13 protein-coding genes are annotated in these 13,195 nt (G+C 46.6%); 3 read left to right on the top strand and 10 right to left on the bottom strand.

What is annotated here, in order from left to right; translation table 11 throughout:
- Positions 1-74: 74 nt before the first annotated feature.
- The gene (locus NYE92_RS01215; protein ID WP_231858595.1) at positions 75-533 is read left to right on the top strand and encodes a hypothetical protein; all 459 of its coding nucleotides are present in this window, start codon (positions 75-77) and stop codon (positions 531-533) included.
- A gap of 558 nt (positions 534-1,091) precedes the next feature.
- On the opposite strand, the gene NYE92_RS01220 is transcribed toward NYE92_RS01215, so the two are convergent.
- From NYE92_RS01220 to NYE92_RS01235, 4 genes are all read right to left on the bottom strand, one after another.
- On the bottom strand, positions 1,092-1,889 hold the full coding sequence (locus NYE92_RS01220) for an inositol monophosphatase family protein (RefSeq protein WP_029569613.1): 798 nt from the start codon (positions 1,887-1,889) through the stop codon (positions 1,092-1,094).
- A complete protein-coding gene (locus NYE92_RS01225) occupies positions 1,886-2,947 on the bottom strand; it encodes an ABC transporter ATP-binding protein (RefSeq protein WP_029569612.1) in 1,062 nt (353 codons plus the stop codon). The genes NYE92_RS01220 and NYE92_RS01225 overlap by 4 nt, the downstream gene beginning before the upstream one ends.
- A complete protein-coding gene (locus NYE92_RS01230; protein WP_259018412.1) occupies positions 2,940-4,736 on the bottom strand; it encodes an iron ABC transporter permease in 1,797 nt (598 codons plus the stop codon). The genes NYE92_RS01225 and NYE92_RS01230 overlap by 8 nt, the downstream gene beginning before the upstream one ends.
- Before the next feature lie 206 nt (positions 4,737-4,942).
- Positions 4,943-5,899 carry an extracellular solute-binding protein gene (locus NYE92_RS01235; protein WP_029569610.1) on the bottom strand — a complete coding sequence of 319 codons (957 nt, stop codon included), beginning with the start codon at positions 5,897-5,899 and terminating at the stop codon, positions 4,943-4,945.
- 185 nt (positions 5,900-6,084) lie between these two features.
- On the opposite strand from NYE92_RS01235, the gene NYE92_RS01240 reads away from it, so the two are divergent.
- Positions 6,085-7,314: an ROK family transcriptional regulator gene (locus NYE92_RS01240; protein WP_259018413.1), complete on the top strand. Its 1,230-nt coding sequence runs from the start codon at positions 6,085-6,087 to the stop codon at positions 7,312-7,314.
- Between the two features lie 223 nt (positions 7,315-7,537).
- On the opposite strand, the gene NYE92_RS01245 is transcribed toward NYE92_RS01240, so the two are convergent.
- Positions 7,538-7,864: a hypothetical protein gene (locus NYE92_RS01245; RefSeq protein ID WP_152551335.1), complete on the bottom strand. Its 327-nt coding sequence runs from the start codon at positions 7,862-7,864 to the stop codon at positions 7,538-7,540.
- Between the two features lie 781 nt (positions 7,865-8,645).
- Between NYE92_RS01245 and NYE92_RS01250 the strand changes: the two genes are divergently transcribed.
- Entirely contained in the window at positions 8,646-8,957 is a 312-nt protein-coding gene (locus NYE92_RS01250) for a hypothetical protein (RefSeq protein ID WP_072006678.1), read from the top strand.
- A 254-nt stretch (positions 8,958-9,211) separates the two neighbouring features.
- Here the strand turns inward: NYE92_RS01250 and NYE92_RS01255 are convergent, their stop codons facing one another.
- From NYE92_RS01255 to NYE92_RS01275, 5 genes are all read right to left on the bottom strand, one after another.
- Complete coding sequence (locus NYE92_RS01255; RefSeq protein ID WP_072006677.1) at positions 9,212-9,850, bottom strand: response regulator transcription factor; 639 nt, start codon at positions 9,848-9,850, stop codon at positions 9,212-9,214.
- 279 nt (positions 9,851-10,129) lie between these two features.
- Entirely contained in the window at positions 10,130-10,549 is a 420-nt protein-coding gene (locus NYE92_RS01260) for a hypothetical protein (protein WP_029569608.1), read from the bottom strand.
- A gap of 171 nt (positions 10,550-10,720) precedes the next feature.
- Entirely contained in the window at positions 10,721-11,125 is a 405-nt protein-coding gene (locus NYE92_RS01265) for a hypothetical protein (RefSeq protein ID WP_029569607.1), read from the bottom strand.
- A 152-nt stretch (positions 11,126-11,277) separates the two neighbouring features.
- Positions 11,278-11,982, bottom strand: a complete 705-nt coding sequence (locus NYE92_RS01270) for a DUF1868 domain-containing protein (protein ID WP_052651555.1) — start codon at positions 11,980-11,982, stop codon at positions 11,278-11,280.
- 71 nt (positions 11,983-12,053) lie between these two features.
- On the bottom strand, positions 12,054-13,172 hold the full coding sequence (locus NYE92_RS01275) for an ROK family transcriptional regulator (RefSeq protein ID WP_029569605.1): 1,119 nt from the start codon (positions 13,170-13,172) through the stop codon (positions 12,054-12,056).
- Between the last annotated feature and the right edge of the window lie 23 nt (positions 13,173-13,195).

Raw genomic sequence — 13,195 nt, forward strand, 5'->3', positions numbered from 1 at the left:
TGTTTCAAATAGCGTCGCTTTTGTTATTGACATGTTTTATATGGTTTTTAATACTGTTACGATGGATGGATGCTGTGGTAATTGCTCTGGCAGTATTCACGGTTGGTAAATTTTTCCATAGTGATATAAGCACTCTTGTGGTTCGCACAGGATTCGTTTTCTTTCAAAAAGAATTAATAAAAAATCCATCTGTATGCACCCCCGAAAAATATAATAATGGTAAGGATTTACTTTCATACTGTTTCAGGACCTATTCAGAAAAGCAAGGGGTTGTTAGAGATGTTTTTTATGATTCAGGCCATGAAATACCCTTAAATAATTATCAACGTCTTTGCTCATGGAGAGATGCATGGGTAAAGTTTGCCAATAAACCTAATGAAAGTTTATTGTATAATTTAGATGCACCTTCGCTGGCCCCGGTCCTGGAATTACATGCTGTTGATTTGAGCTCTGGTTTTTATCAGCTGGAATACAATGAACAACAACCTCTCTACAAAGACGCACTTCATACTTCCTGTATAAAAAATAGATAGTTTTATCTTAGAAAAGGAATCTGCGCCTGTGCAGGGCACAGAAATCCTCAATACATCATAAGCACATCTTCAGTGTCTTTAGTCAGAATTATGCTGAGCAACCGGGCGCGCTTCTCGCAGACCAGAGTCTGAACTGCGTTCCCGGGTAATCTTAAGTTTTTGTCAGGACAGATAGTTGAGTGACTGCTCAATGTTGAGCTTATCGTGCCGCATGACAACTATGATAAGCGAGTAGTCTGCACGGTATCGCTTGAGAAGGTGGCCACATTGTCTTTCCAAAAATCAAGATGCCCGGCAGTCTGGCGCGTAGTCATGACCTACTCCCCTTTGATTAATAAACCGATATGTTAGCAACGTCCGCTCCTGGCACAAAGCGGACCTCAAAGAATACCTGATTCCGTTATAAGCGAAGCCGGTCAAAGTCGAGTCAGAAGTTAAAACGAATCCCACTGACATGCATACTTGAGGTTAGTGGGATTATATAGTTTTAAAAAGTTATGAGCTGACACATCTGGCCTGTACGCTATATCTGCATGCAGATATAGCGTACAGAGGGGGTTATGAAAAGCTTCCGTGAAACCAGCTATAAAGTTCAGGACGCGCGGCTACCACCGAACCTTCATGGGCTTCTTCGCCAGAAAATTGCCTGACCTGAATGCCGTTTTCCTGGGCAATCAATTTTCCTGCGGCGATATCGTAATAACTCAACCCGTCCTCAAAAAACGCGTCCAGTCTGCCTGACGCGACATAGGCAAGATCGAGCGCCGCTGAACCCAGTCGCCGGACGCCTGCGCTTTCAGCCATAAGCCGCGCCAGGCCGTTAAACAGCACCGCCCGGTCAATCACCTTTAACTGGCCTGGAACGGGCAGCGAGACTGAGCATAGTGCTTCAGCCGGTGTTTTCGCCGTCAAACCGGGAAGCGGCATACCATCCAGGCAGGCACCGTGACCTCTGATGGCGGTAAAGCACTCTTCCCGAAGCGGATCGTATACAACGCCCAGTATTTCCCCCTCGTCATCGCAGAGCGCAATGCTGACCGCAAAGTAAGGGATACCCCAGATAAAATTGCTGGTGCCATCCAGCGGGTCGACGACCCAGTATTGCGAATGGTGGCCGCGGGTAAACCCCGTTTCTTCTCCCAGGAAACCAAAACCCGGCGCGTCTTCGTTAAGACGCGAAAAGATGATGCTTTCTGCAGCCAGATCGGCGGCAGAAGCATAATCTGCGGTGCCTTTCTTACTGATGTCGGTGTCTTCCAGACTGCCAAAGCGCTTAACCAGCTCAGCACCGCCTGCCCGGGCTGCGCGTTTCGCCGCCAGAAGAAGGCGAGGTCTGTCGAGGTCATTTTTTGTCATGCCTCCTCCTTCATAAAACGTGGGTTGCCAAACGTAATGCCAACTCGCTTGCCGCGTGGCAGAGGGGCGCTGGCTTCAGCTGAGAGGCTGTGCAGGGGGCTGAATGACAAGGTGTGAATCCATGCGCGGCCAATGTAACGTACATCCGTGACGGTCACGTCGCAGGCGCCAGTGCCCGGCTCACAAAAGTGAACGCTTTCGGGACGCACGAAAAAGGTTGCTCGTCCTCTGCGTGACGGATCGATGATGTTTAAAAAAGGACCGTCATCCGGTCTGAAGCCCTGGTCTTCCAGTACGCCGTCGATAAAGTTGGCCTGACCGACAAAGTCTGCCACAAAGCGCGTTTCGGGACGGGAATAGATCGCTTCCGGGCAGGCGAGCTGATCGACTTTCCCCCCCTTCATCACGGCAATACGGTCAGACAGTTCCAACGCCTCTTCCTGATCGTGTGTGACATAAATAGCGGTCACACCGATGCGCTGCTGTAATTCACGCAGTTCCTGTCTTAACGAGACGCGGAGTTTTGCGTCAAGGTTGGACATCGGCTCATCCAGTAACAACAGTGGCGGATCGATAACAAGTGCGCGGGCCATTGCGATGCGCTGCTGCATGCCGCCGCTCATTTCAGCCGGATAGCGGTCTTCCACATGGTGAAGCTGCACCTGAGCCAGTGCAAGGCGAACCCGTTTTTGAATGTCTTCTCTACTGATTTTCCGTAACTTAAGTCCGTAAGCCACGTTATCGAAGATGGTTTTATTGGGCCACAGCGCGTAGTTCTGGAAGACAAAACCGATATTTCTGTCCCAGGGGGCGCGTGTTGACACGTCGACGCCGTCAAATAAGATGTGGCCGCTGTTAATCGCATGAAAGCCTGCCACTGAACGAAGTAAGGTCGTTTTACCGCAGCCTGACGGGCCCAGCAACGTAAAGAACTCACCCGGTCGGATCGTCATTGAGACATCATCCAGAACAAGATGCGTGCTGTAGCGTTTTGACACAGACTGGATAGTCACCTCACAGCCTCGCCGCGATGCTGCGTCGTGATGAATGTCAGACATAATTGTTCCTCTCCGACTGCCCGTAGCGGACAACGGCATAAAGTGGCACATAGATAATCAGCATCAGCAAAATCGTCTGGGCTGCCGAAATGCCAAAATCGGCATCGACCAGCGTGTTTTCAAATATTACGGCCGTCATGGGCTTCCAGGGCGGACGATAGAGGACGATTGTCGAAGACAGTTCAGTGACGATATGTAAAAACGTCAGCGTCGCACCGGTGAGTGCCCCGGCCAGCATTAGCGGGGCCGTGATGGTCAGAAAAACGCGAGCGGGTCTGGCACCTAAGCTGATGGCGGCTTCGTCGAGAGCAGGATGAACCTGGCGGAGTGCGGCTTCAGACGCTTTAACGGTAAAGGGCAGGTTTCGCACGACGTAAGCCAGCGCCAGAATAAACCACGTCCCGGTGAGCTGCAGAGGTGCCTGATTGAAAATCAGGATCAGCCCGATGCCCAGCACGGTTCCGGGAATAACATAAGGCAACATGACAAGACCGCTAAGCGAAGGCGCAAGGAATGTGTAGCGTTTACGCACCAGAACGTAAGCCACGCCCAGTCCCCCGGCAAAGGCAACCAGCGTGCCTGAAAGACCTAATGACAGCGTCACCCACGCGGGCATCAAGCCGTTTTGCCACATGGTTACATAGTTAGCCAACGTGGGCGTCAGCGTTGGCAGGCCCACACGCCATTTAACAAAGCTGGTAACCAGCACAGTGATGTGCGGGACAAAGGCCAGCAGCAGAACACAGCCGCTCAGGATAAGGGTCAGGCAGTGACCTGCACGGGAGAGTTCGCGTTGTTCGGGACGCCGTGATGAAACGGCAGCATAGCCACGTCGCGAAAGATAGAGCTGCTGCATCATGAGAAAAAGGCTGGAAATCGCGACCAGAACCACTGAACCCGTGGCCGCCAGTGCAGGGTTTCTTCCCGCTTCACTCAGAAACGCGTTATAGATCAGTACAGGTAAGACATTCAAATCAAGACCAATGATGCGCGGTGTGCCGAAGTCTGACAGGGCCGCCATCATGGCCAGATAGAGCCCTGTCACGATTCCCGGCATGGCTAACGGAATCTCCACTGTCAGCCGGGCACGTAAGGGGGATGCGCCCAGAGACTCAGCTGCCTCAATATGGGACGCATCCAGTTGCCGAAAGGCGCTGTAACTGAGCAGAAAAATAACCGGAAAAACCAGCCAGGTGATGACCCAAATGACCCCATAAATGCCCACAATTGACGTCTGCAAGTCCAGCAACGCCGTCACAATCCCGTTGCGTCCCAGCAGAAGCCGCCAGGCATAGGCACCAAGGAAAGGGGGAGAAACCGATGCCATTGTCACCATGAAAACAAGCGCGTTGGCGCCTGCAATTCTGAAGCGCGCGATCATATAGGCCAGCGTAACGCCAATTAACGCGGCGAGCGTCGTGGCAAAAAAGGAAATCATCAGGCTGTTCAGGGTAGCGTGCAGCGTTTCACTGGTGGCAAAAAAGGCAAAATAATGGCCAAGCGTATAGGTCAGCGTCGGATTTTCTGCTGTGATAAACGCATTCGTCGCGTGCTCAAGAATGACTGTACCGTCTGGCTGCAAGGTAGCCGTTAGCGATTTTGCCGCTGTTCGACTGAAAAGGCTTCTCGGCGCTTGCTGAGTCAGGATTAAAGTGTCACTGCCCACGCCTAAATAAATTTCTCCGCGGCTTGCAGAGGTAGCGCTGAGCGGCGATGTACTGTGAATCACTATTTTATTTGTGCCCGAGGCGACAAAACGCAGTGGTTCATCACCACGTTTTGTCACCATCACGCCATCCTTATCCGTTTTCAGCGTATATCCGCGTGTCATTTCCGGGACGGCGTCAAGTCCTACAGCCCGACTCACAAGGGTAAATTTGCCACTGTCGCTCAGCAATGATGCGCTGAGGAGGCGAGCCTGAGGCCAAAGGATGGTTATTCCACAGAACAGCAGCATAAAGACGGTGAACCACCGCCATGAATCACGAAGCCCTCTCATTTTTGTAACGCCGCCTGAAAACGTGCAACGACAACCTGTTTAGGATCCTGTGGCGAGATAATGTTGAGCGTGCTCAGATCGGGAAGCGCAGCGGGAGGCGCGACATCTGAGCGGGCTGAACGACGTATCGTGAGATCCCTGACTTTTTCATGCGTGTCTTTCTGTCCGAGAAAGTCGATAAACATTTTGGCCTGATCGGGATGAGGAGCGCCCTGAACGACAGCCTGTGCATCAATCTGACCGGTCACCGCATCAGTGGGATAAACAATGCTGACCGGCAGTCCGTTGGCTTTCCATTTAGCGCCCAAATCTTCGTTTATCCAGCCTGCCGCGGCTTCGCCATCACGGACGGCGTTGAAGGCATCATCGGAGCCTGCTGCGATCCGTGCGCCTTTGACCAGATTGCTGATAAACGGCCAACCAAATTGTCCGGCAAGCGCCGATATCAGGGTATAACCGGTTCCCGAACGGGCAGGATCGGGAATGATCAATGTCCCCTGCTTTCGCCATTTTCCTGTCACCATATCGGCCTGCAAGGACGGCATTTCTGTTGAAGGGACACGCTTCGTACTCACGATGATGGGTTGCAGAAGAAGGGTAAAAGGATGCCAGATATGACGTGGATCTGCGGTGACCATTGCACTGTCCGTTTTGCTCTCATAAGGCTGGAACAGAGCCGCATTTTCATCATAAATCTGTGTGGGGCCGCCCCACAGGAGATCGGCTGAAGGGTTGCCTGCTTCGGCCCGCAGCCTTTCGACCACTTCGCCAGTACCGCCTCTGACCAGTGTGACGTTAATTTCCGGATGCACTTTTTTAAACATCTCAAGGACAGGTGATGTCGTCGTTTCACCGTGAGCCGTGTAAATCACCAACTCAGAAGAACTGGCGGTGCCCGTCATTAATAACGCGCTGACGGTCAACGCGACCAGGGAATAAAACACCTTACTCATTGTCGGCACACTCCTGCATTTAAATCCAGTTAATGGTTTAATTAAATTGTGAATGTGGGCAATTAAACGGGGGTTTTATGATTTTTTTATGACAAAAATCGATTTTTTTAAAAATTGAGCGCTGGACGTGATTAGGTTCTCCATTCTATTATCCATTTAATGGATTTAACAAAGGCGAAAGCACTGTGGCATACCCGGGTAATAACCATGCCTTTTCAGGCCGCTATAATCGCAGGCTGGTTTTTGATCTGATCCGTACTGCTGGTGTGCTATCGCGATCGGACCTGGTCAACGCAACAGGACTCCAGCCTCAAACGATTACTAACATCACAAAGGATTTGCTTGAGCGTGGGCTGATCAGTGAGGAAGGGCGCCTGCAACACCGACGCGGTGCCCCGCAAAAGTTGTTGCGGCTTAACCATCGCGCAGGTTGTGCTTTAGGAATACATCTTGATCGGAAAGGGATTACTGCTGTCGCCTGTGACCTTGCCGCAAATGCGTTAGCCAGCCTGCACGCGCCAATGGAGTGGAATAATCCTGAAGCGAGCCTTGACACCATCGCCCACGTCATTGCCGATCTGACGCTGAAGTGTGAGGGGATACCTGTGTGGGGAACCGGCATCGCGATGCCGACCCTGCAGGAGGCCGGATACGAGGAGTACGTCGGTGCACCGGGTTGGCAGTCGTGGAGCCAGATTCCCGTCGCCGACAGGCTTGAAGCGCGCTGTGGGGTACCGGTTATTGTTGAGAATGATGCGACTGCCGCTGCGATAGCAGAACGCCATGCGGGGGCAGCCAGTGGACTGACGCATTACGTCTATATCTTCGTCGGTCACGGACTGGGTGCCGGAATCATTGTCGACGGTCTGCCGTTTCAGGGGGCGTTTAACAATGCGGGTGAGATTGGGATGATCTGCTGGCCACCTGAGTTAACGAAGTGCCCCCGCGATATTCCCCCTTTCTCATTAGAGGAACTGGCAACCACGTTGAACGTTGACCTGGATGCGGTTGAAAAGCCCGGCTATCTTGAAAAATTGTACGTTCAACGAGACAGTCAGCTGATGTCATGGCTGGAATGCAACAGTAAGCGGTTACGTATCCTTATTTCAGTCATTGAAAACATGTTCGATCCGCAGAAAATTTTGATTGGGGGCTATCTTCCTTCAGCGCTGTTTTCCTCGCTGGTTGATCGCACCTATCCATTACTTCCTTCTGTCTCTGCCCGAAAAACAAGAGACACGTCGCGGTTAGAAAGTGCGCGTCTTGGGGCTATGGCCCCTGCAACTGGCGCTGCACTTTTGCCTGTTATTGCGCATGGCAGCCCGCACTTCAGACAACTTTCGCTGATGCGCACCAGAACTCAAACTATAGATCCTGAGGTCTTATTTGATCGGATTGCTGGTAAGGTTAATTAAATTCGTTGCCAGTTGGATACCATGCAAACATCCCTAACCGTGCTTTCTTTTTTTAATTTTTATATCCCTCAAATGAGGTCTGGTTTTGGCACAAAGCGGGCTGTTCATTGATGATGTCCGCTATGAGCAAAAAGCAGAAATACGCACTTGTTATAATATCCTGACGCACCACTGACACTGAAATATGAGATTCAGTGGTGTGCAGGATATAATCACTAATTAATTAGCCCCATTGGCCACTGAAGTAACAGGTCAATGCTTCTATTCCGCTATACTCGTACCATCGATAGTTCGCATCATTGCAACCATTTGCAAATGAAGCAAGTTTATGGCCTTCGGCAGCGCTGGAGTTCATCTTTTCAGACTTAAGGTCACTGAGCTTAACGTCGCCAGAAACGGTGTTGAGGTCGTGAGAAAGAGAATAGGATGTAGCAGTTACCGCAGATGTCGGGACACTTTGCAGCACATTATGGGATTGTGTTGAAGCCATTGCGGTCGATGATGCTACACCAAAGGCCAGAAGTACAGTAACGAGTTTTGTTTTCTTCATGATATGCCTCTTACCTAATTTAAAGTAACAGTAGTCGTTATTTAATTACAAAAAATACAGCTCAATGAATATAGCTCATGAACATTTAGAATCTCAATAACACAAATGAACTACTTGTAAACACATCATGAGTACTATCTTTTTGATTAAGTAACATTAGATGTCGGCCTTGAAAAAATAAAATGCTTGTATTATTTTAAATCACCCATTTTGAAAGTGATGGATAAATGAAAGCAATTAAAGCGCCATCTCCTGAAAAATACTCCGAAGTTAGGGGTGAAAACCTATTAGCCGGTAAGTGATTAATGAGAAAGACTGATAAAAAAATTATTGTAATAATTTTAATATTGATAGCGGCAGAAGCGGTTGTCACAGTTTTGGCAATGCAACCGATATCTATAAAATACAGTGAAATTTATTTAGAGTGCAAAAATAGAACTGCTAACTGCTAACTGCTAACTGCTAACTGCTAACTGCTAACTGTTAAATTTAAAAGTAATATCTTTTCCTGACGGTAATCTCTGATGCCTTACTGCTAGTTATTAGCGATTGAAAAAAAGATAGTGCTACTGGGCTTGTCGTGTAGTTGCCCATTGCATCTAGTACAAATGAGTCATTTCATAATAGCTCATTTGTACTATTGAACTTTTTGTGCTCATAGTCAATATTATGATAGCTAATATAAAAGTTAAGCCTGCAACTTAGTAAGTTTTCTGTCAAGAAATTCAGATCTACAGTCACTCTTTAAACAATGCGCCAATCATATTTTTAAGGTGAGGTTATGAAAAAATTTAGTTTTATCGGCATTAGTATTATTATGCTAAGTGGGTGTTCTACAATGTCGCCAAACCTAGCAATCCCTATTTTGCAAGCAGATACAGCGAAGATGCTTGGATTAGGATCTTCAGAAGAAATTACTGTCACAAATGTTTCCACATCCAAACCTGATTTATTAGGTTCTCAAATGATTTCTTACCGTGCCACCACAACTAAAGGCCGAATTTTAGACTGTGAAGCACAGATTATACCCGGTCTTCCATTGCAGGATCCTACTGTAACAACGCCTAAATGCCAACCTATTAAAACTTATTAAATATATGTGACTCCTGTATCCTTGTGATGCAGGAACATTATAATAATTAAGTTTTAAGTATGAGGAGTGAATAAAATGGCGCGCTCGTTTTTTAACGAGCTTTCACAAGAATTATAATAAATCCACGTCTGCTAATTCAAAAGGAATGTATCACAGCTAAATTAATTCCATAAGATATTATACTGCAAAACTTTATCCTTTTATGATTTTAATGGCTTTTTAAAGTTTTTTTGAAACCAAATGAACAATAATGGCTATGGTTGATTTTCCTTAAGGTTGTTTGTTGTATTAATATAAAACACTGCGGCAGCAGAACGACTCGTTAATTTCAATGTTTTTAATAACTTTGAAACATGAATGCGAACAGTGAAGGGGGATATACCTAGTTTTTTTGCTATCTCTTTATTTGAGTCCCCAGACGCGATTAAGCGTAAGACATCTCTTTGCCTTAAGGTCAGATTGTCAAACTCACTTCTGTAACTAATTTCTCGATGAGTGCTTTTGTAATATACTACTTTTTCCCCTCTGAGTATAGAGCACAGTAATTCAATGAAAGTTGAGGGTTCAACATTGCTACAAATGAGCCCATCAATATTAAAAGGGAAGAGACTTGATACTTTTTCCACATCATCACACATCGTTAATACTATTAGTTTTGCATCGACTAATAGTTCTTTTAAATTAGATGGTAAATTATTTTCCATTAAATGTGAAAGGCAGAGGCAGAATATTACAACATCGAACTTTTTTCCAGACTTCAGTTCTCTGGTAATATCATTTATGTTTTCCGTGTGATTTATTTCTGCGTTAGGAAACACTCTGACTACTGTTGAGGAAACACCTTCCAAAAACAAAGGGTAGCCATTTGATGTAACCATTATTTTCTGATTCATTTACCCCTCACACTTCTTTGTTGAACCTATATAAATCCCACTGACGCACTTTAATTTTTTATGCGTGTTCTAGTTAAATTTAAATGAGAATATTTATAATTGAATTTTCGTCTTTCGATTGTATCAAAATTAAATCCGATATAAGCCTGAGGGAAAGAGGGAAGCTAAGAAAATCATTTTTAAATTTATCATTTAATTATTTGATTTTTGTTGGTCCTAATGCATTAGCAAAAAACTTTAAAAACTCTGCCTGCACGCATGATGTGCAGGCAGAGTAAGTTACATAATCCAGTCAGAAACAACCTTGTTACTTGTAAAATAAATTGTCAGTGTTCCGCTACGATGTTCTGAATTTCCGGTCACTTTATCAGAAACAGAATTCATATCCTCTTTGGTATGCTGAGCAATTGTCGCACTGGTCACAGCACCACTTAGCGCAGAGGTTCCGGGAATTAAAGAAACAGCTTTTTCAAGGAAATTCATTTTACCATCCCTTTGAAAATACCACACGTAACTACCGTCTGAACGTGATGTCTGATCGTCGGGTGTGCCATAGAGAGCCTTAACTTCTGACTCCGTTGTTTTATTACTTATGATATGAGAAGCAACATAACTTCGTGAAAACTTATCTTCACCACTGAAAGAACTGCATCCTGACATCAACAGCATAATTGGAAATACAATGACAGCAAACTTCATAATATTCACCTCAAAGGTATATCTGAATTAAATTTGTTTTTCGTGATTGGTTTTTTAGCAAAAAAATGTACATTTCTGCTTGCCATGAATATGGAAGCGCTTATAACTGGCATTCTCCTTACAAGTCCAGAGTTACGTCAATCCCCGAAAAAAAGATAAGAGCAGGACTGGCTAAAGCGTTGGTTCAGGTACCGGTATACTTCCATCAATTAATTTTGCCCCGTTTGGTTTTTTTGGACAGCCACCTGATGAATACCATTTTGTTACTATTCCCTGCTCGACCAGAAACCGCCGTTCACAGTGTGCATATTCAGGAATATAATTCCACATGCTTGAATCGTAACCATTTACAACCCAGTTATAACTGTAAGCCAGTATGCTGCTTCCGTTACTCAGCGCCTGGCTGTTTTGTGGCGGCCCCCAGGCCATTACCAGTTCATCTGCTGATGCTCCTACCCATGATGCAGAGACATCTCTACTTGTCTCATAACGTTTATTAAAAATCAGGTTGCCGAGCGGAGATCCTACACACCCTGATAATAGTAATACGGATAAAATTAAAAAAACTAACTTCATGCTTTTCTCCATAAAAGAAAAATTATAATGCTCGTAATCTTTAAAGATTAATAACGCACCTTTATTCTCTTTCGCCGCCGCAGACTCCTTTTCAACAGGACTCCCTTAATCAGGAAAGTTCAGTGATGGTGTGCGGGGATTAAAAAAAATTTCTAGATAACGTAAATTCTGCGGAATGAATACATGTCCCGTAATGTGCAGAACTCAAATTCCTGAATAGTAATATTACCGGCCTTCGCTATCATTTCCCTCCATTCCCTGTTTTTTGCTCTGTATTCAATTAATTCCACTTCATCAAGAACGGCTGTCAGATAGCCCAGTGTAATATGATACTGATAGTCATCATGATCGTCGCGTCGTATGCCCGTCACTTCTGACAACTCATTCCTGATTTTTTGTAGCCGATCATGGGTTGCCTCATCGGCCGGTTTAAGCGGTATGAATAAATTATCGGCCTCTCCCGGTAAGGGGGCACCAGAGTCAACAGTAAACTCCCAGGGGGCTGAAAAAGATGGCTGACGCGATTTCAGCTTCTCTAAAAATTGCTTATTCAGGCTTTCCAGAGACAACTCCCGGGATATTCCGACAGGCCAGAGCCCGGAGCGGCGATCCCATTCATTCACACCGCCAAAAAGCGTAACGTGGTAACTGCTGGAGGGTACAAGCGCCAGCTTTCTGAAAAAAAGAGTTTCTGGAAGTAATCTCGATATATTCAGAATATTATCAAAAGTATCAAACCCTTCCCCCTGCTGTTCAAGGTGGCCCAGGAATGTATTACCCGCAAAAGGTAAGGGACACCCCGAGGGTGAAAACTTTCTTCCCACATCGGGTGCGTAACTGACAGCAACACGTGACATATCCCATCCTCTGTGACTGATATACCGGCCAGCGTACCTGTGCACACCAGAGCGACACTAATACCGCACTGCTATTTTTTAATATTGAGTGTGTAATATAACGGCAGCATTGCTGCACCGCGTGACGCACCCTCTTTACTGAAAGCAGAAGCTTCAATCTGTGCTGAGGGTCGTAACGGCTCTAATCGTCCGCTTACTCTCTGCCTGAGCTCCTTTACCAGGCGGCCGACGATTTGTTTGGGCATGGCGCCGCCCAGTGTAATAACTTCAGGATCAAGCCACTGGATGCAGCTGAATATAAGGGGTTCCAGTTGTTCACTGACCCGCGCCATCCAGCATTCAATAACCTTATTCCCGCTGTCAGAGAGGCCATCCAGTTCCTCGGTATTCAGTCCGGCCTTCTCAAGAGTGATAAGTAAGTCTTTATAAGAAGGCCTCGGCATCTCGAGGGGGAAACTCATTCCAAGTTCTCCTGCATTCGAAAATCCCCCGCTGAGCAGTTTATTGTCAGCAATAATGCCTGCTGCAATTCCGTATCCGAGGTCAATAAGGACCAGGTCAGAAATATTGCTGTGATTACCGGAGTAATATTCGGCAATGACAGAAGCATTTACGATGTTTTCCACCCAGGTTGGGTAGGGTAACGCAGCGGAAAAAACCGCCTGAAGGTCAACCTCCCTCCAGGTATCAAGCCATGCTACCGTCTGTCTTTTGCGCCCGTCTTTCTTAAGAAAACCTGGAACGGCGTATCCGATGCCCAGTATTCTTGAGTTTTTTAATCGTTTTTTTCTGAGCGTATCGGCAACCATACGCACGACCTGATTAACCGTAAGTGAAATCTCCTGATTTTCAGGATGCTTTTCGTACACTTGTATGAGTGGTTTTCCGCTTAGATCAATGATGGCAATGTCAATAAACCCTGGGCTGAATGCAACACCAATTGAGCAGGCTCCCCATGGATTAAGACGCAGCGGTAGAGAGGGTTGTCCGCGCTTCCCATCATGAACAGGTTCTCCTTCGATAATCAGTCCAGAGAAAATCAGCTCCCGACACTGCTGTGTTATGGCTCCCGGTGTGAGGCCTGACAGGCGGCTGAGCTCGGCACGAGTGACGGTTCCGTGGTTTCTGATTAGGTCTATCAGGTTACGTTGTGTGGCGCTCAGTTCTATCGGGGCAATATCTAAATTCATGTTAATCCTTACATACACGCATT

The organism is Pantoea sp. B566, assembly GCF_024793925.1.
Classification (GTDB): Bacteria; Pseudomonadota; Gammaproteobacteria; order Enterobacterales; family Enterobacteriaceae; genus Pantoea; species Pantoea ananatis.

Excerpts from the sequence above, each read along its gene's own strand:
- NYE92_RS01270 (WP_052651555.1), bottom strand. The coding sequence starts at position 11,982 with ATGTCACGTGTTGCTGTCAGTTACGCACCCGATGTGGGAAGAAAGTTT.
- NYE92_RS01255 (WP_072006677.1), bottom strand. The coding sequence starts at position 9,850 with ATGAATCAGAAAATAATGGTTACATCAAATGGCTACCCTTTGTTTTTG.
- NYE92_RS01225 (WP_029569612.1), bottom strand. The coding sequence starts at position 2,947 with ATGTCTGACATTCATCACGACGCAGCATCGCGGCGAGGCTGTGAGGTG.
- NYE92_RS01275 (WP_029569605.1), bottom strand. The coding sequence starts at position 13,172 with ATGAATTTAGATATTGCCCCGATAGAACTGAGCGCCACACAACGTAAC.
- NYE92_RS01235 (WP_029569610.1), bottom strand. The coding sequence starts at position 5,899 with ATGAGTAAGGTGTTTTATTCCCTGGTCGCGTTGACCGTCAGCGCGTTA.
- NYE92_RS01260 (WP_029569608.1), bottom strand. The coding sequence starts at position 10,549 with ATGAAGTTTGCTGTCATTGTATTTCCAATTATGCTGTTGATGTCAGGA.
- NYE92_RS01230 (WP_259018412.1), bottom strand. The coding sequence starts at position 4,736 with ATGGTGACAAAACGTGGTGATGAACCACTGCGTTTTGTCGCCTCGGGC.
- NYE92_RS01245 (WP_152551335.1), bottom strand. The coding sequence starts at position 7,864 with ATGAAGAAAACAAAACTCGTTACTGTACTTCTGGCCTTTGGTGTAGCA.
- NYE92_RS01250 (WP_072006678.1), top strand. The coding sequence starts at position 8,646 with ATGAAAAAATTTAGTTTTATCGGCATTAGTATTATTATGCTAAGTGGG.
- NYE92_RS01265 (WP_029569607.1), bottom strand. The coding sequence starts at position 11,125 with ATGAAGTTAGTTTTTTTAATTTTATCCGTATTACTATTATCAGGGTGT.
- NYE92_RS01220 (WP_029569613.1), bottom strand. The coding sequence starts at position 1,889 with ATGACAAAAAATGACCTCGACAGACCTCGCCTTCTTCTGGCGGCGAAA.